This window comes from Deinococcus hopiensis KR-140, from assembly GCF_900176165.1.
Lineage (GTDB): Bacteria > Deinococcota > Deinococci > Deinococcales > Deinococcaceae > Deinococcus > Deinococcus hopiensis.
The window spans coordinates 1,189,969-1,207,256 of record NZ_FWWU01000009.1; the positions used below are offsets into that span (position 1 = coordinate 1,189,969).

Consider the following 17,288-nt stretch of genomic DNA (forward strand, 5'->3'; position numbering starts at 1 on the left):
GCCGGGATTGTGTTCCGCCCGGAGTTGCGCCCCGTGCTGGAATGTGCGGGCCGCCGTGCCAGTCTCCCTCCATCCCCGCCGCGAGCGTGAACGGGGCCACAGTCGGGCCTGCTTGGGAATGCGGTGGCGGCGTCGCTGGGCGTGCCCCGCGTCTGCGCCGCACCCGCGCCAGCGTGCAGCTGCACGGCTCCGAGGTGGACCGGCGATGTGGAGGGGCCTTCTCCGCGGACGCCGCAGGGCCGGTGTGCTTCACGGTGGCGCGGGAAGGCTGGGGGAAGGGCGTTCCCCATGGGCACCCCTCATGAGGCCACGGTAGCGTCAATCTCATGAAGAGGTTCCTGTCCGTCTCCCTGGTCGCCCTGACCTTCGGAACCGCTGCGCTGTTCGGCACGGCGGGGGCGCAGACGCTCGTTCCGCTGAAAGACGCCCGCCTGCCCTTTCGGGTCAGTGTGCCTCAGGGCTGGCTGGGCGTGAATTTCAAGGACGGCACGAGTGGGGTCAGCATGGTCTCGGCCAAGACGCCGCCCGCCGCGCTGATCCGGCTGCTGTTCATGCCCAAGAACGGCAAGCCGGGCGATCCGGCGCAGGAGTTCGCGGGCTTTGAGGCAGGCGTGAAGCAGACCGGCGGCAAGCTCTCCATGCTGGGGACCAAGAGCGTCTCCTACGGGGGAGTACGTGGCATCGAGCGGCAGTACACCCTGACGCACAGCAAGGGCAAGCTGCGGCTGCGCGTCTGGTTTGGCAATGGAGCCAAAAACCTCTATTCCTTTCAGATTACCGATACGCCGGAGCGCTTCACCGCGAGCAACGCGGTGTTCACCCGTGTGCTGGGCAGCGTGAGATTTTGAGAATGGTCGCCCGCACCGTTCTGACCCTGCTGGCGCTGGTGTCCACCGCACAGGCCGGAGACCGCCCGGAGGTGCAGCGCGTTATGTTCACGGCGGACGGCACCCACGCTCTCATCGTGACGGGCGGCGTGCAGGACGGCAGCGGCTTCAGCGACGCCGCGCTCACCGTCCTGGATACGGGAACGGGCCGTACGCTGCTGGAGGCCCGGACCCGTTCGGAAACCCTCCCTGTTTCGGCGGTGGTGCAGGCCCTGCTCACGCGCGAGCAGGCCCGGCTCGCGCGGCTGAGAATCACGCCCAGGCCGGCGGCCCGCGCGGTCTACGCCCGTTCCTGGACCACCCTCTCGCCGGCGTGGTCCGAGGGGCTGGGCGCGGGGCAGGCGGCCACCTTCCCCGTGCGGCTGTGGACCCGTCCCGTGGCGGTGCGGCTGGAGGTTCGGCCCCTGCCTTCCTCCTGCCGCTGGCGCGACACGCTGCCTCCACGCGCGCAGCCCGCTGGGTTCACCCTAAAGGTGGGCAGGCAGGTGGTTCACCTCGACCGGACCCTGCCTCCGGCCCGCGCGTGCGCGGCTCGGTATGCCCTGGACCACGTGTATGTGCAGGGTAACCGGGCCGTGTTCCTCCTGCGGGCCTACTCCCCCGGATTCGAGGGGCCGAATGCGGAAGTCGTGGCCGTCGCGGCGACGCTGAAGTGACGTAGGGAAGGGGAAAAGTCGGCTTTGCACCGCTCCCGCTCAGAGTCTCCCCGCCACCCCCTGCATCATGGCCCGCACGGCGTCCACTTCCTCCCGGCCGATGCTGTGCCCCAGGCCGGGGTAGACTTCGCTCTGCACCCGCGCGCCCCGCTGACGTAGGTGCTCGGCGCTCGCCCGAAAGCGGACCAGGGGAATATGGGCGTCGTCGGGAGCCACGCCCATAAAGATGGGGAGGCCCTCCAGCGGAGCTGTCCCGTCCAGCGTGATAAGCGCCCCACTCAGCGCCGCCACTCCGCCCAGCCTGCGGCCCGAGCGGCTGGCGTATTCCAGCGCCAGGCACGCGCCCTGCGAGAAGCCGCCCAACACCACGTTTTCTGACGGGATGCCCTGCGCTTCCAGTTCGTTCAGCAGCAGTTCCACTGTGGCGAGCGCCTCGTTCAGCTGCGGCTGGTTGTGCTCCACGGGCGCGAGGAAAGACTGCGGGTACCACGAGTTCCCGGGAGCCTGCGGAGCCAGATACGCGAAGGCGCTGAGGTTCAGCTCTTTTTCCAGCGAGAGGATGTCTCCGGCCGTGCCACCCCGGCCGTGCAACAGGACCATCGCCACCCGCGCCTGTCCAGGCGAGCGCCCTGCCGCGTAGACCTGGATGTTCTCGTTGCTGGCGGGCCCTGCAGCTGTGGAGCCGCTGGGAGTGGCAACGGCGTCCTCCGGTTCCCGCGTACCGATGGTCACGCCGTATTCCCGACTGACGATCCGGGGCACGTGCGCCTCGATGGTGGCGCGGCGAGACTCGAACCATTCGGGCAGCTTGAGGTGCCGCCCCAGTTCCTCCACGGGTTCGTCGTCGGCAAAGCCGGGCGCGTCGGTGGCGATCTCGAACAGCACGCCGTTCGGCTCGCGGAAGTAGATGGAATGGAAGTACTGCCGGTCCTGCACGGGTGTGGGGTGGTGGCCTGCCGCCGTCAGGGCTGTCAGGTACGCCTCCTGCTCGGCATCGCCCCGCGTGCGCAGCGCCACGTGATGCACGCTGCCTGCCCCAAACTGCCCGCGGGGTTTGCCGGGCCGTTCCACCACGTCGACGAAGAGGCCCACGCCGTCTCCACTGCCCTGAAAACGGGTTCGCGTGCCTTCGGGGTCGGCCTCGCTGCCCACTTCCGTGAAGCCGAGGTGCCCCACCAGCAGGTCACGCACGCTCCCCGTATCGCGGACCCAGGCCGTCACGGAGTGAAAGCCGCGCAGGGCGTGCTCGGCGGGTACCGGGCTGGCAGGCCAGGGCTGCACCTCCGCACCGTCCTCGAAGACCAGTTCCACCCAGGTGCCGTCGGGGTCCTCGAAGGTCAGGACGGGGTGGCCGAAGCGCTCTCCCCCTTGCGGCGCAAAGCCGTGTTCCGTCAACCGCGCCTGCCAGTAGGCCCCGCTCCCGCGCGGCGCGCTGTAGGCCGTCGCCACCACCTCACCGTTGCCGCGCACGCCCCGGCGCGCACCCACCCAGGGAAAGTGGGTCATGATCGTGCCCGGCTGCCCGGTCAGGTCACCGTAGTAGAAGTGGTACGTCCCCGGATCGTCGAAATTGACCGTCACCTTGACCAGACGCTGACCGAGCGTCTGCGAGTAGAAGTCGATGTTCCGCTGCGGATCAGCCGCCATCACCGTCACGTGGTGCAGGCCCTGGACGGGAGAAGTGCCGGGTGCGGTCTGGCTGGGCTGGGAGGAGCTGGAGGAGGTCATGGAACTAGAATAACTTAACGTTAAACAATATTCCAGCAAAAAAAGAATCCCTACCTACCTGCCTCGCCTCCGTTTCCCTGCATCGGCTCCTGGCGGCTCGGCCTCCCGGTCCGCCAGGGCGCGGCCCAGCTTGCGGCTGAGGGCGGCGAGTTCGCCGAGTTCCTCGGGCGTCAGCACGGTAAAGAGGTCGCGGATACCGCTGACATGGGCGGGCAGCACGCACTCCACGAGCGCGTGCCCCTCTTCGGTGAGATGGACGTTCATCACGCGGCGGTCCTGCTCGTCGCGCTCGCGGCGTACCAGGCCGTCGCGCTCCAGGTTGTCGATCACCATGGTGAGGTTACCGCTGGAGCGCAAAATCTTGTCAGCCAGTTGCCGCTGGCTCAGCGAGCCGAGGTGGTACAGGGCCTCCAGCACACCGAACTGGCTGATGGTGAGGCCGTGGTCCGAGAGGTGACGGTTGGCCGCCACCTCCACGGCGTGCGCGGCCCGCCACAGCTTGATGTAGGCGTCCAGCGCCGTTCGTTCGTCCGGCGTGCCTGCGTAACGGGTGGGCATGGGGGCTATGCTCGGGGGAAAGGCAGCTGAAATCAAGCGCTCCTGCACCGGTGGGATCCGTCCGGCAGGTCGGAGGCGGCCCGGTTTCGGCGTGGCCTCAGGCCCGCGCGCCCCTCGCTTCCTCGGTGGCGAGCCGGATGCACGCCGCTACCACCTGCATCGCCGCCCGCACCTCGTCCACCGGTGGGCGGGTGGGCGCGAGTCGGATGTTGCGGTTCTGTGGGTCTTGCCCGGCGGGGTAGGTGGCTCCGGCGGGCGTGAGGCTGACGCCCGCTCGAGCGGCGAGTTCCACCACCCGCGCGGCAACGGGTTCGGCGGTGTCAAGCGAGATGAAGTAGCCGCCCTTGGGAGAAGTCCACGTCGCGTACTCGCCGCTCTCGCCCAGTTCGGCGCGCAGCACCTCGTCCACGGCCTGAAACTTGGGCGCGATCAGCTGGGCGTGGTTCCGCATCAGGCCCTCGAGGCCGTCTGGATACGCTTGCAAAAACTTGACGTGACGCGCCTGCTCGAACTTGTTGGGGCCGATGCTCTGCGCGTTGAGGTACTTGCTGATCCACGCGATGTGGTCTTCGCTGCTTGCCACGAAACCCAGGCCCGCACCCGCGAAGGTCACCTTGCTGGTGGAGGCGAACACGAAGGCCCGGTCGGGGTATCCAGCGTCGCGCGAGAGCGCCACGAAGTTCACCGCCTCGTCGCGTTCGGTGTCCGAGAGGTGGTGGATTCGGTAGGCGTCGTCGGCGAATATTGTGAAGTCGGGAGCCGCCGCCTGCAGGCCCGCCAGCCGCCGCGCTTTCTCGGCGCTGATCGACTCGCCGCCGGGGTTGGAATAGGTGGGGACGAACAGCACGCCCTTGACCGAGGGGTCCGCCCCCGCCAGCCGCTCGATGGCGTCCACGTCCGGGCCGTCGGGCTGCATGTCTACGGTCAGGAGGGAAAAGCCCAGCGTCTGCAGCAGCAGGAAGTGGCGGTCATAGCCGGGCGTGGTCACGATGATTTTGGGCTGCTGGCCCACCCAGGGGGCGGTGCTGCCCCGCACGCCGTGCAGCAGCGCAAAGGTGAGGACCAGACCCTGCAGCTCCAGGCTGGAGTTGTTCCACACGAGGACGTTCTCGGCCTTCACGTCCAGCACCTGCGCAAAGAGCGCCCGTGCCGAGGGGAGGCCAGCGATGCCACCGGGGTAGTTGCGCAGGTCGGTGCCGTCCATCTTGAACTCGGTCTCGTCCAGCACCGTGATGAGGCCGTTGGACAGATCGAAATCCGCGTCGGCAGGCTGTCCTCGCTGCATATTGAGGTTGAGGTTGCGCGCACGAAAAGCTTCGTAGGCTTGCCGGGCCGCGTCGAGGGCCGGGGAACCGGGGGGCGAGGTCAGGTTCGTCATGCCCCCACGTTACCTGTCCCGGCGCGGGGCGGGTCTGCCTGTTTTGGACAGGGTGTAGACCTCGGGGCACGGAGCGGCCGGTTGCGAAGCAGGTGGGGCCGCACCTCCAGGAGGCGGCAGAAGTCGGCGACGCCGGAGCGTTCCTGCGGCGCGGCCGTGATTTCCCTCCACTTGGCTGCTGCCCGCCCCGTCGCCTCCGTGCCACCCTGCCCCGCCTGCTGACTTTCTCGGCCGCCACTCTCCTCGACATGGAGCGTGTGAACGGCGCAGGGGGCGCTGGCGGAGCGTTTTCCCCCGTGTTGTGCGCGCGAGGACGACGCCCTGCTGGCGGACGTCAACCCGAACGGGGTGCCTGCCGGCTCCGCGGCCCTCCGGAATTCCAGCCCTCGCCTCCGTTCAGGCAACGCTTACCGGGCGGCCAAACTGCACGATTTCTAGCCCCTTCCCGGAGGGCGCGCCCAGGGCGTCGCCCGCACCCTGATGCGCGCCGTGGAGGACTGGGACGGCCTCCGTCCCCCGCGCTACGTCTTTTGGTGTGCGGATGGCCACGACACCGCATCCATCTGGAAGCGCATGGACGACAAATCGGCGGACGCTGGGCAGGGGGACTACCGCTTTTTGATGATCCGCTTCGGGGAGGAGAACACCTGCGTGCCGCATCCCTTCCGTGGAAGCGGAGCGAACTGGTGTACGCCGGGGCCGTGCGGAAACCCCTCCGGTCCGGCCCAGGGGTCCTCCTGCTCGTCGGCTTCACCTCCGCGCTGTTCAGACGCGTGGGGGCGCAGAACAGCTGCGACGGGCCGGAGAGTGGTTTCGGCGGCCTGTACTGAACGAAGGTCTCCGAGCAGGCGGACGCGGACAGGAGACTGTCGGTGAGGCTGCAGAAGTCCGCCCAGACCCTGCAGAAGCGCCCAGCTTGCCTGGGTCGAGCGCCACAACCGCGCGTGCACCCGCTACGAAGACGGTGGATACCACCACCTTTTCTGCATGACCTCCACCACGGGGCGTCAGCAGTGGACGCCAGGCCAGCAAGCTGCGTTGGCGTGCGGCGTGGGCCCTTCACCTGTTGCCCCTGCCTGCCTCCTCCCGCTATCCTGCCCCCATGAAGCGCGCCGCCCATCACTCCGGTCTGGTGATGCCCCGCAGGGGACGGGCTGGTGGCGTGCGGCAACGAATGCCTCTTCTGCCCGGTCTGGTCACGCGAACTCCCAGCGCCTGAGACGTCCCTTACGCGGCTCTCAGGCGTTTTGCTGGAATCTCGCGGCCAGACCGGGTTTTCTTTTGCCTGCCTCCGTCCCCCTGCCGGGGCGGGCCCCCACAAGGAGTCTCACCATGCACGTCACGCTTCCCGACGGTAAACAACTCGATCTTCCCCACAACGCCACAGCCCTTGACGCTGCCCGGGCCATCGGTCCTCGCCTCGCGCAGGACGCGCTGGCCGCCACGGCGAACGGCGAACTCGTGGACCTGATGAGCCCGCTGCCCGACGGCGCGGCCATCACGCTCGTTACGAAGAAGAACCCCGCGGACGCGGCCCCGGTTTTCCGCCATTCGCTCGGTCACGTGATGAGCCAGGCGGTGGGCGAGTTCTACAAGGCCAAGGGCTACGGTCCCGAGGCGGTCAAGCGCGGCGTAGGACCCTCAATCGAAAACGGCTGGTACCAGGACTTTGACCTGCCCGAGCCCCTGCGCGAGGAGGACCTGCCCGAGATTGAGCGCCTGATGCGCGGCGTCATCGGCCGCAACCTCGACTTCTCCCGCCGCGAGGTGAGCAAGGAAGAGGCCCTCGCCCAGTTCCCCCACGATCCCTACAAGGCCGAACTGATCCGCGACCTGCCCGACGACGAGCCCATCACGTTTTACCAGCAGGGCGACTACGTGGACCTGTGCCGGGGACCTCACTTTCCGAACACCGGTAGGCTGCCCACGGCCTTCAAGCTGATGTCCACGAGCGGCGCGTACTGGCGCGGCAACGAGAAAAATCCCATCCTCCAGCGCATCTACGGCGTCGCCTTCGCCACGCAGAAGGAACTCGACGAGTATCTGCACCGCCTCGAAGAAGCCAAGCGCCGCGACCACCGCAAGCTGGGCAAGGAACTTGAGCTCTTCACGATTGACCCGCTGGTGGGCAAGGGCCTGCCCCTGTGGCTGCCCAACGGCACCGTCTTGCGCGAGGAGCTGATGCGCTTTCTACGCGAGCAGCAGTTTCAGCGCGGCTACCAGGGCGTGGTAACGCCCAACATCGGCAACTTGGACCTGTACAAGACCTCGGGGCACTACCAGAACTACTCCGACTCCAACTTCTCGCCCATCACCGTGGACGACGAGGAGTACATGCTCAAGCCCATGAACTGTCCGCACCATGTCCGCATCTACGCGAGCAAGCCGCGCAGCTACCGCGACCTGCCCGTGCGCCTGGCCGAGTTTGGCACGGTGTACCGCTACGAGCAGTCGGGCGAACTCAACGGCCTGACGCGCGTGCGCGGCTTCACGCAGGACGACGCCCACCTCTTCTGCCGCCCGGACCAGCTGAAAAAGGAATTCCTGGACGTGCTGGACCTCACGGTGCTGGTGCTGAGGACCTTCGGCATGAACGACGTGCGCTTCCGGGTGGGCACCCGCGACCCCGAATCGGGCAAGTACGTGGGCGACGAGGCCAACTGGGAGGCCGCCGAGCGCCAGATTATCGAGGCGGTAGAGGAAGTCGGACTGCCCTACGTCATCGAACCCGGCGACGCGGCCTTCTACGGCCCCAAGCTGGACTTCGTGGTCCGTGACGTGCTGGGCCGCGAGTGGCAACTCGGCACCATCCAGGTGGACTACAACCTGCCTGAGCGCTTCGACATCTCCTACACCGGTGAGGACGGGCAGGACCACCGCCCGGTCATGATTCACCGCGCGCCCTTCGGCAGCCTGGAGCGCTTCGTGGGCATCCTGATCGAGCACTACGGCGGCGACTTCCCGCTGTGGCTCGCGCCCCGGCAGATCGTGATCATCCCCATCGCAGACCGCCACAACGCCTACGCCGAGACGCTGGCCGACGAATTCAAGGCGGTGGGCCTGCGCGCCGAGGTGGATGATTCCACGAACCGCATGAACGCCAAGGTCCGCACGGCAGAACTCTCCAAGATTCCGGTGATGCTGATCGTCGGCGATAAGGAAGAGGAACTGCGCGAGGTCAGCGTGCGTGAGCGGACGCCCGAAGGGCACAAGGAGCGCAAGGGCGTGGCCTTCGTGGACCTGATGAAGGAATTGCAGGAGCGCTACCGCGCCCGGGCGTAAGCCGCAAAAAAAGGAGGCCGCCCAGGGGAGCGGGGCGGCCTCCTTTTTTTGCGGCCCAAGGGGCGTCATACGGTTTCCGGATCATCCGTTGCGTCCCCTCCCTTCCGCTTCGGTAATTCTCCTCCCAGCCCTCACCGTTTTTCCTGCTCGCTCCGCTCGGGTTGGCCCGTTATTTCATCACGGATGAACCGGAATCCTTGGGCATTCTCGGCGACCACTGGCGTCAGGTGCACCTGACGCGTCAGTCCTGTGGTGCTGGGCTGCACCTCGGCGCCCAGCCAGCCTTGTTTTTCCAGGTGGTGCAGGGCTGGGTAGAGTGTGCCCGCCTTGAAGGCGAAAGTGCCTCGCGGTACGTTCCTGCACGTCCCGAATGATTCGCAGCCCGTGCTCCAGGCTGGCGAGCAGCAGAAAGTCCAGCGTGCCGCGCAGCAACTTGCCCCGGTCCCCGCCTTTTCCCTGCATGCCTGTGGAGTGCCGCGAGGAAGACGAAGGGTCAAGCAGATGTGGAGCTACAGTCGCCCCCGTACTTCGAAGCCCGCTGCGGCCAGAATGTCGGCGGCGCGCCGCACGTCTTCCGGCGTTTCCAGGCCCAGCCGCATGGCCCCGCCCTCCTCGCGGATCGCCAGCACCTCAATGTCTTTGATGTTCACGCCCGCTGCACCCAGCGCCTGCGTCACCATGCCGATCTGGTTGGGCTTGTCGGGCACCGCCACCACGAGGTCGTGCTTGGGGGGCAGCAGGCTGCGCCGGACCACGGGCAGGCTGTCGCGCGTGCGCTTGCCTTCCTGGGCCGCGGCGAGCAGTTCGTCGGGTTGATCGAGGTCCTCTTCGAGGCGTTCGAGCTGCCGCCGGAAGCGGGCCAGGGCTTCTCGCAGCGCGTCCCGGTTTTCTACCACCATGTCGCGGCTCATGCGTGGGTCCCCGCTCGCCACGCGGGTCAGGTCCCGGAAGCCTCCGGCGGCGAGCAGGCTCAGGCGCTCGTCCCGCGCCACCATGTGCGTCAGGGCCAGGCTGGCGAGATAGGGCAAGTGGCTGACCGTCGCCACGAGGCTGTCGTGCGCCTCGGGGGGCATGACCACGGGCGCAGCCCCCAGGTGTTCGACGAGGCTCCGGGCCCGGCTCAGCGCTGTGAGCGGTGTGTGATCTGTGGGCGTCAGGACCCAGACGGCATTTTCGAGCAGGGCGGCTCGCGCGTGGGTCACACCGCCGCGTTCGCTGCCCGCCATAGGGTGGCCGGGCACGAAGTTCCTGACCCCCAGCGCCTCCATCTCGGCGGCGATTCCAGCCTTGACGCTGCCCACGTCCGTCACAAGGGCTTTTGGCAACAGGAACGGCGCGAGGGCGCGGGCCAGCGGCGCGAGGGCCCGCATGGGCGCAGCGAGCACCACGAGGTCGCACTCCCGCAGCCACTCCCCCGCCGTGGCGCGCACCTCGTCCACGACACCCAGGGCCTGCGCCTCGTGCAGCACGTCGACATTCGCGTCGTAGCCGATCACCCGGCGGGCCAGGAAGCGCTGGCGCAGGCCCAGGGCCACGCTGCCCCCGATCAGCCCCACGCCCGCGATGGCGGCCTGCTCGAACAGGGGCGCGGGCGTGGTGGCGGGCGGGGAAGGGGGCGCGGCGTCCGTCATGCGGCCCACCGTAGCACGGCCCTCATGCGGCCCACCGCCGCTTCCCCTAGCCGCGTTTCCTCTGGCCACCGCCTTCTTTGCGGGATACTGCGGCGTGACCTTCCGCGTTCTGCCCGCCGCCGCTTTCCTGCTGCTGTCCGCTGCCCTGACCCAGGCCCACGCCGCCGACTATTACCCACACACCTCCGGTACCAGTTGGACGTATACGAGCGGAGAAACACAGCTTGTGGGCACCGCCGTGACCTATAAGGGCGTGCGGGTGGTGCCGGTAAACCACCAGTACGGCGGCAAGACCTTTACCCAGGACCTGCTGGAGTACCGCGCGGACGGCAGCGTGTGGCTGCGGGGCCTGAACCTGAGTGGCAAGCTGCTGTGGTATTCCACCCCCCTCAACGTGTATCCGCCCGGTCCCCTCGCTCCCGGCCAGCGCTGGCAGAGCGGCAATCCCACCCTCGGGAGCGCGGGCCGCGTTACCGGCAGCGGGGCGGTCCGCGTTCCTGCAGGCACCTACAACGCCCTGGTGATTCGCACGGATCTGACGGTGGGCGGACAGACCAGCAGCCAGACCACGTACTTCGTTCCAGGTCTGGGGGTGGTGCGGTACGCGCCGGGCAACGGCAGCCCCGTCGATCTGAGGGCGCTGGACCTGGGCAAGTAGTCCGCGTCCTCAGCCCCGCTTCCTCTTGCGCCGCTGGTAGGTCAGCAGGTCCGCGTACATCTTCGTACGCGACTGCACCCCGCGCCAGAAGCCGCGTTTCTTCTCCTTGAGCACCTGCCGCACCTGCCCCAGCTCCACATAGTCCCAGCGCGCGCCCGTCTCGCGCAGATGGTCCGTGATGGGGGGTTCGGGCCAGCGCTCGAAACCCAGGCGCGGCACCGCGAGCAGCCAGTCGCGGCGGCAGGCCCGTTGGCCACTGAGGTGCGGGGTCAGCTTGTTGCCCCAGTCGCTGGCAAAGCTGCCGCCCTCGAAGACGCCGATCGCCATATCGAGGTTGCCGGTCATCACCGGCCTCAGCAGGCATTCCAGATGCCCCCGCGTCAGGCCCAGCAGGTCCGCGTCGAGCATCACCACATACTCGCCCTGCGCGGCCTCCAGCGCCGCCTTCAGGGCCGGCCCCTTGCCTACATTCTCGCTCAGCTCCACGACATTTGCTCCGGCCTCGCGCGCCACCCGGGCCGTGGCGTCGCTGCTGCCGTCGCTGGCCACCACCACGTCGCGCGTCAGCTCACGCGCCACGCGCACCACCTCGCCCACCGTGTCTTCCTCATTAAACGCCGGAATGACGACGGCCACGCTGGGGTGCTGTTGCGGCGAAAGGGTGGACATCAGGGGCATGGTAAAGCCTTTGGCCTTGGGCCGTCAGCCTTTGGGCCAAAGGCGTTAGAAAAACCGGCCCACGTCCCGCACCACCACGAACGCCATCAGCAGCATCACGAATGCAAAGCCCGCCACGTTGATGGCCTGCTCCTGCGCCAAGGTCAGGGGGCGGCCCCGCAGTGTCCCAACGAGGACGAGCAGGATGCGTCCGCCGTCCAGCCCCGGGATGGGGATCAGGTTGAAAAAGGCGAGCGAGAGGTTGAGCAAAATCGCCACCTGCACCAGGGCCCAGCCGCTGACCGCTGCGGCGCGGCTCACCACCTCCGCCGTGCCGATGGGACCGGATACATTCTCGTCAGGGGAGAGGTTGAGCGTCAGGAAGCGGGTAAACAGATTGCCGAACGCCCTCAGCACCTGCGGCACGGCCTGGGCCGTGGTGCGCAGCGAGGTGGCGAGGGCCACGGGCACGGTTGCGGAGCGCACGTCCGGCCCGTACTGGATCCCCAGGCGCTGCTGCTGGCCGCCCACCCGGGCCTGCCAGTCGAAAGTCACGTCCCGGCGTTGCCCCGCCCGCTCCAGGGTGAGGGTTTTGCGTCCGTCCTGCGCCAGCGCGTCGCGAACCGATTCCCACCCAGCGCGGGTCTGGCCGCCCACCGTGTACGTCTCGGGAATGGGACGGCCATCAAGGGCGACGATCACGTCCCCGTTTTGCAAGCCGAGCGCCTGGGCACGCGAGTTCGGCAGCACCCGTTCGACCCTCGCCCGATCTGGGGCTGGAACGCCCTGCGAGGTGAACATGGCCGTCATCAGGCCCACGGCCAGCAGCAGGTTCATCAGCGGTCCGGCGAACAGGACCGCCACCTTGCCGAGGGCGGGCAGCGCCGCGAAGCCCCTGGTGGGCTGGCGGTATACCCCCCCCGGGCCTTCCTGAGGAGCCATGCCGTCGATCTCGACGTAACCGCCGATGGGCAGCAGGGAGAGCCGCCACTCGGTTCCGCCCCAGGGCCGCCGAAAGAGGATGGGACCCATGCCGATGCTGAAAGATTTGACCGCTACCCCCTGCCAGCGGGCGAGGGCGTAGTGCGCGAGTTCGTGCAGGAAGGTGGCGATGCCGATGATGAGTAGCGTCCACAGCAACCCCGCCGGAGTCAGCGCGGCCGCAATTCCCTGCAACACGTTCACGCTTCCACCTCCATTCCCGCCAGTTCCTGCGCGCGGGCCGTAGCCCAGGCGGCCGTTTCCTCCAGCGCCTCCCACGACACCTCACCCCCCGGCGTCTCATCCAGCACCCGCTCCACGATGCGGGGGATGTCCGTAAAGCCGATGCGCCGCGCCAGGAAAGCAGGCACGGCCACCTCGTCGGCAGCGTTGAGTGCAGCGGGGAGCAGGCCGCCCGCCTCTCCGGCCCGGTAGGCGAGGCCCAGTGCAGGAAAGCGGTTCAGGTCCGGCGTTCGGAATTCCCAGTTTCCAGCCAGCGGCCAGCCGAGGTGCCCGGCCACCTCCGGTCCTCGCCGGGCCCCCTGCACGTCGCCGGGGCGCGTCATGCCGGTAGGTGCAGCGTCGATGGCGTAGGCAATGGCGAGCCGCATGTCGGTGGGCCCGAACTGCCCCTTGAGGTTGCCATCCCGGAAACGCACCGCCGCATGGACCACGCTCTGTGGGTGAATGACCACCCCCACCTTCGAGAGGGGTAGGCCGTAGAGAGAAGCGCATTCCATCACCTCCAGCCCCTTGTTCATCAGGGTGGCCGAGTCGATGGTAATTTTCTGGCCCATAGTCCAGGAAGGATGCCGCAGCGCTTGTTCGGGCGTCACGCCGCCCAGGTCCGCCGGGCCCTCGCGGAAGGGGCCCCCGCTGGCCGTCAGGATCAGTTCGGCCACGTCCTCCAACTGTTCGCCCGTCAGGCACTGGTACACCCCGGTGTGTTCGGAGTCGATGGGCACCAACCGCCCACCGCCCCGCACCGCCGCCTGCCAGATCAGGGGGGCCGCCGTGACCATTGCCTCCTTCGTCGCCAGCGCCACCGCCCGCCCGGCTTCCAGCGCGGCCCGGGTGGGTGCCAGACCAGGCAGGCCGCTCATGGCGTTGACCACCACGTCCGTCTCCCGCGCCGCCAGTTCTGCGGGGTCTGCGATCACGGGCACACCCCCCAGGCGGGCGCGCGCGTCAGCAAGCACGTCCGGCGCAACGCTTACCACCTTTGGCCGAAACTCACGCACCTGCGTTTCCAGGAGCGTCAGATTGCGCCCCGCCGCCAGCGCCCCAACTTCCCAGCCCCGCTCCCGCGCCACGTCCAGCGCCTGCGTGCCGATGCTTCCCGTACTGCCCAAAACCGTGAGCTTCACAGGTGCAGCATGGCGCATGGCGCAAGGACGTGTGTGGGAAAACGTCCCTTCTGGCCCCACGCGGGTCTCCTTTACCGCGTAAACACACTGATATTCAGGAACAGGTACGTCGCCGGAACCGCAAACAGCAGGCTGTCGATGCGGTCCAGAAAGCCGCCGTGCCCCGGCAGACTGCTGCCGCTGTCCTTGGTTCTCAAGGCGCGCTTGAGGAGGCTTTCCGAGAGGTCGCCGAGTTGTGAGGCGCTCGCCACCAGAATGGAATACAGCAGGGCTTCGAGCGGGGACCAGATGTGCGTGAGCTGGGTCATCAGCAGCACCACCAGGAAACTGAAGAGCAGCCCCCCCACTGCGCCCTCCACCGTCTTGCCAGGACTCACCTCGGGGGCCAGCTTGCGCCGCCCAAAAAAGTGCCCGGCGAAATACCCGCCGATATCTGCGGCGAACGTCGCCATCAGCGGCAGCGCGAAGTACAGCAGGCCGTCTCCCGCATCTGGGGTATAGCGCAGCATCAGGAAGTACCCCAGCAGCCACGGCACGTACAGCAGTCCGAACAGCGAGTACACGATGCGCTCCAGTGGGCGCTCGCCAGGGCGAATCACTTCCAGCACCAGCATGTAGCCCAGGGCCACCGTCAGCACCACCTCACGCCAGGAGCCGCCCGGCCAGGGCGTCTGCGGGATCATGGGGAGGCTCGCCACGATCAGCGCGGTGGCGAAGACAGCCAGCGACACCCGCCGCACGTCAATGTCGTTGCGGTCCAGCATGCGGATGTACTCGAACAGCCCCATCACCGACAAGAACACCAGCGCCGGCAGCAGCGTGATCCACCCGAGGTACACGATGATTCCCGCCAGGACAAAGCCCACCACGCTGGTGGTGACGCGGCTGCTCAGCGATTCCATGCGGTCTCCTGGAAGGAGACGGGACGTGGGCTGCGGGGCATAGGTTTGTGCCTACGCCTCACAACCCACACGTCACGTTCGGCTTGGGGCGGACTCACCCGAGGATTTCCTGCTCCTTCTTGTGGAAGGTGTCCTCAACGCGCTTGATGAACTCATCGGTGATTTTCTGCACCTCGGCCTCACCGCGCTTGATCTCGTCGTCACCCACGCCTTCGAGCTTCTTGACCTCGTCCAGCGCCTGCTTGCGCAGGTTGCGGACGGCGATGCGGGCGTCCTCAGCGTAGTTGCGGGCGTTTTTCACCAGGTCCTTGCGCCGCTCCTCGGTCAACATGGGCAGGCTGATAAAGATGGTGTCGCCCTTGTTGTTGGGGTTCAGGCCCAGGTCGCTGTCGCGGATGGCCCGCTCGATGGGGCCCAGCGCGCCCCTGTCCCAGGGCGTAATCACCAGCGTGCGGGCGTCAGGCGTGGTGATGCTCGCCACCTGGTCGATGGGCATGGTGGAGCCGTAGTAATCCACCAGCACCTTCTTGAGAATGCCGGGGTTGGCGCGGCCCGTACGCAGCACGCTGAGGTTGTTTTCCAGCGCCTCGATGGCCTTGCCCATGCGCTCGCGCGCGTCCGCGTTGATGGCTTTCATGTCTGCCATGAGAGGGGTCTCCTTTGTGAAGGGGGAGGGGATGACGTGCGGTTCGGGCCGATTGTAGCGGGGAAGGGACTTGCAGAGGGCCGAACGTGGAGGGAGTCTTTACGGCGTGCCCCCCGCTTCGCTTTGGATCAGTGTGCCCACCCGCTCGCCCGTGAAGAGGCGGCGCAGGTTGCCCTCCTGGAAGATGTCGAACACGACGATGGGCAGGCCCTTGTCCATGCAGAGCGTGATGGCGGTGACGTCCATCACTTCCAGGCGCTGTTCCACCACGTCCATGTGGCTCAGGGTGTCGAAGCGCTTTGCGGCCGGGTTCTTCTGGGGATCGCTGTCGTACACACCGTCTACCTTGTTCTTCGCCATCAACACCACGTCCGCGCCAATCTCCAGGGCGCGCAGGGTGGAGGTGGTGTCGGTGGTGAAAAAGGGCGCGCCGTTGCCCCCGCCGAAAATTACCACGCGGCCCTTTTCGAGGTGACGCATTGCGCGGCGGCGGATGTAGGGCTCGGCCACGGCGTGCATCTGAATGGCGGTCATCACGCGCGTGGGCTGGCCTGCGGACTCCATCGCGTCTTGCAACGCCATGGCGTTCATGACGGTGCCCAGCATCCCGATGTAGTCTGCCGTCGCCGCGTCCATGCCCTTGCCGTTGCGTGTGCCGCGCCACAGGTTGCCGCCCCCGATCACCACGGCGAGCTCCACGCCCGTGCCTTCCAGGGCCCCGGTGATCAGCCGGGCGAGTTGGGCGGTGGTGTCGGGGCTGATGCCGAAGCCGGACTCACCCGCGAGGAATTCGCCGGAGAGTTTGAGCAGGACGCGTTTGAACATGGGGGCACCTCATGAGGATTGCGGTTGGGCCGTCAGGCTCAACCCGAGCGAAGCGAGCAGGAAAAACGGTGACGGAGAGGCGTGAAAGCACCGAAGCGGAGCGGAGGTAAAGGGTTGTCCGGAAACCGTACCAGACGCAATCCACCGTAAAAGGGAGAGAAGGCAAGAAAAAGCTCAGCGGGCGTCTGAGGCCGCCGCTGAGCGGAAGGGAGAAGGCGAGCGGCCCGTGAAAAAGGCGGCGCTGTGGCCGCCCTTTTCGTTTACGCGCCGATCTCGAAGCGCACGAAGCGCTTGATCGCGGCGTCGCCGAGGTACTGCTTGACGGTGACGCTGTTGTCCTTCACGAACTTCTGCTCGGGAAGCACCTTGTCCTCGTAGAACTTGCCAATCTGGCCGCCCACGATCTTTTCGACGATCTGTTGGGGCTTGCCCTCGTTCAGCGCCTTGTTGGTGAGGATCTCGCGCTCCTTCTCGATGTCGTCGGCATTCACCTCGTCGCGGCTGAGGTACTGGGGACGCTCGGCAGCCACGTGCAGGGCCACGTCCTTCGCCTTGGCGGTGTTGCCACCCGCGAGGTCCACGAGCACGCCGATCTTGCCGTTCGAGTGAACGTAGCCCGCCACCGTATCGCCCTCGACGTAGGCCACGCGGTTGAGCACGAGGTTCTCGCCGATCTTGCCCGCCGCGGCCGCGACGGTGGTCGCCACAGTCTCGCCGCTGTCCAGCGTGAAGTTCTTGAACTCCTCCACGTCGTTCGTTCCGGCCTTCAGCGCGGCCTGGGCGAGGCTCTCCACCAGGGCCTGGAAGTCGGAGTTACGCGCCACGAAGTCGGTCTCGCTGTTTACCTCGACGATGGCGGCACGGTTGCCGTCCACCACGAAGCGCACGATGCCTTCCTTGGCTTCACGGTCGGCCTTCTTGGCGGCCTTCACAATGCCGCGTTCGCGCAGGAGGGCAATCGCCTTGTCTTCGTCGTTGCCCGCGTCGCTGAGGGCCTTTTTCACGTCCATCATGCCCGCGCCGGTCAGTTCGCGCAGCTTCTTGATCGATTCCATCATGGTTGATACCTCCGTAAGGTGAATTGTCGTCCGAAGAAAGGGGGCGGACCGTTCTGCGCCGGACGCCCCCAAAT

At 67.3% G+C, this 17,288-nt stretch carries 17 protein-coding genes; 5 read left to right on the top strand and 12 right to left on the bottom strand.

Annotated features, from left to right (window positions below; all coding sequences use genetic code 11):
* Positions 1 to 326: 326 nt before the first annotated feature.
* On the top strand, positions 327 to 848 hold the full coding sequence (locus tag B9A95_RS19350; protein WP_084048779.1) for a hypothetical protein: 522 nt from the start codon (positions 327 to 329) through the stop codon (positions 846 to 848).
* Between the two features lie 2 nt (positions 849 to 850).
* Entirely contained in the window at positions 851 to 1,543 is a 693-nt protein-coding gene (locus tag B9A95_RS19355) for a DUF2259 domain-containing protein (protein WP_084048780.1), read from the top strand.
* Between the two features lie 39 nt (positions 1,544 to 1,582).
* Here B9A95_RS19355 and B9A95_RS19360 read toward each other — a convergent pair whose 3' ends face one another.
* From B9A95_RS19360 to B9A95_RS19370, 3 genes are all read right to left on the bottom strand, one after another.
* On the bottom strand, positions 1,583 to 3,271 hold the full coding sequence (locus B9A95_RS19360; RefSeq protein ID WP_084048781.1) for a VOC family protein: 1,689 nt from the start codon (positions 3,269 to 3,271) through the stop codon (positions 1,583 to 1,585).
* Positions 3,272 to 3,325: 54 nt separating this feature from the next.
* Positions 3,326 to 3,829 (bottom strand): MarR family winged helix-turn-helix transcriptional regulator, encoded by a 504-nt coding sequence (locus B9A95_RS19365; protein ID WP_084048782.1) that lies wholly within the window; start codon positions 3,827 to 3,829, stop codon positions 3,326 to 3,328.
* A gap of 97 nt (positions 3,830 to 3,926) precedes the next feature.
* The gene (locus B9A95_RS19370) at positions 3,927 to 5,207 is read right to left on the bottom strand and encodes an aspartate aminotransferase type Ic (RefSeq protein WP_084048783.1); all 1,281 of its coding nucleotides are present in this window, start codon (positions 5,205 to 5,207) and stop codon (positions 3,927 to 3,929) included.
* Between the two features lie 701 nt (positions 5,208 to 5,908).
* Between B9A95_RS19370 and B9A95_RS36365 the strand changes: the two genes are divergently transcribed.
* Together B9A95_RS36365 and thrS are read left to right on the top strand one after the other, a co-directional pair.
* Positions 5,909 to 6,037, top strand: coding sequence for a hypothetical protein (locus B9A95_RS36365; RefSeq protein ID WP_281255882.1), 129 nt, complete (start codon positions 5,909 to 5,911; stop codon positions 6,035 to 6,037).
* 502 nt (positions 6,038 to 6,539) lie between these two features.
* Positions 6,540 to 8,489, top strand: a complete 1,950-nt coding sequence (gene thrS / locus B9A95_RS19375; RefSeq protein ID WP_084048784.1) for a threonine--tRNA ligase — start codon at positions 6,540 to 6,542, stop codon at positions 8,487 to 8,489.
* A gap of 131 nt (positions 8,490 to 8,620) precedes the next feature.
* On the opposite strand, the gene B9A95_RS37245 is transcribed toward thrS, so the two are convergent.
* Together B9A95_RS37245 and B9A95_RS19385 are read right to left on the bottom strand one after the other, a co-directional pair.
* Positions 8,621 to 8,986 (bottom strand): helix-turn-helix transcriptional regulator, encoded by a 366-nt coding sequence (locus B9A95_RS37245; protein ID WP_425429962.1) that lies wholly within the window; start codon positions 8,984 to 8,986, stop codon positions 8,621 to 8,623.
* 12 nt (positions 8,987 to 8,998) lie between these two features.
* Positions 8,999 to 10,120 carry a prephenate dehydrogenase gene (locus tag B9A95_RS19385; RefSeq protein WP_084048785.1) on the bottom strand — a complete coding sequence of 374 codons (1,122 nt, stop codon included), beginning with the start codon at positions 10,118 to 10,120 and terminating at the stop codon, positions 8,999 to 9,001.
* A 94-nt stretch (positions 10,121 to 10,214) separates the two neighbouring features.
* Between B9A95_RS19385 and B9A95_RS19390 the strand changes: the two genes are divergently transcribed.
* A complete protein-coding gene (locus B9A95_RS19390) occupies positions 10,215 to 10,778 on the top strand; it encodes a hypothetical protein (RefSeq protein ID WP_245808387.1) in 564 nt (187 codons plus the stop codon).
* A 9-nt stretch (positions 10,779 to 10,787) separates the two neighbouring features.
* Here B9A95_RS19390 and B9A95_RS19395 read toward each other — a convergent pair whose 3' ends face one another.
* The 7 genes from B9A95_RS19395 to tsf all read right to left on the bottom strand — a co-directional run bounded on the left by B9A95_RS19395 (position 10,788) and on the right by tsf (position 17,214).
* Positions 10,788 to 11,447 carry a glycosyltransferase family 2 protein gene (locus B9A95_RS19395; RefSeq protein WP_084050845.1) on the bottom strand — a complete coding sequence of 220 codons (660 nt, stop codon included), beginning with the start codon at positions 11,445 to 11,447 and terminating at the stop codon, positions 10,788 to 10,790.
* A gap of 54 nt (positions 11,448 to 11,501) precedes the next feature.
* Entirely contained in the window at positions 11,502 to 12,620 is a 1,119-nt protein-coding gene (locus tag B9A95_RS19400) for a M50 family metallopeptidase (RefSeq protein ID WP_084048786.1), read from the bottom strand.
* A complete protein-coding gene (dxr, locus tag B9A95_RS19405; RefSeq protein WP_084050846.1) occupies positions 12,617 to 13,783 on the bottom strand; it encodes a 1-deoxy-D-xylulose-5-phosphate reductoisomerase in 1,167 nt (388 codons plus the stop codon). The genes B9A95_RS19400 and dxr overlap by 4 nt, the downstream gene beginning before the upstream one ends.
* Positions 13,784 to 13,854: 71 nt before the next feature.
* The gene (locus B9A95_RS19410; protein WP_084048787.1) at positions 13,855 to 14,685 is read right to left on the bottom strand and encodes a phosphatidate cytidylyltransferase; all 831 of its coding nucleotides are present in this window, start codon (positions 14,683 to 14,685) and stop codon (positions 13,855 to 13,857) included.
* Between the two features lie 94 nt (positions 14,686 to 14,779).
* Complete coding sequence (gene frr, locus B9A95_RS19415) at positions 14,780 to 15,331, bottom strand: ribosome recycling factor (protein ID WP_084048788.1); 552 nt, start codon at positions 15,329 to 15,331, stop codon at positions 14,780 to 14,782.
* A 99-nt stretch (positions 15,332 to 15,430) separates the two neighbouring features.
* Positions 15,431 to 16,156, bottom strand: a complete 726-nt coding sequence (pyrH, locus tag B9A95_RS19420; RefSeq protein WP_084048789.1) for a UMP kinase — start codon at positions 16,154 to 16,156, stop codon at positions 15,431 to 15,433.
* Between the two features lie 260 nt (positions 16,157 to 16,416).
* The gene (gene tsf / locus B9A95_RS19425; protein ID WP_084048790.1) at positions 16,417 to 17,214 is read right to left on the bottom strand and encodes a translation elongation factor Ts; all 798 of its coding nucleotides are present in this window, start codon (positions 17,212 to 17,214) and stop codon (positions 16,417 to 16,419) included.
* Positions 17,215 to 17,288: the final 74 nt, after the last annotated feature.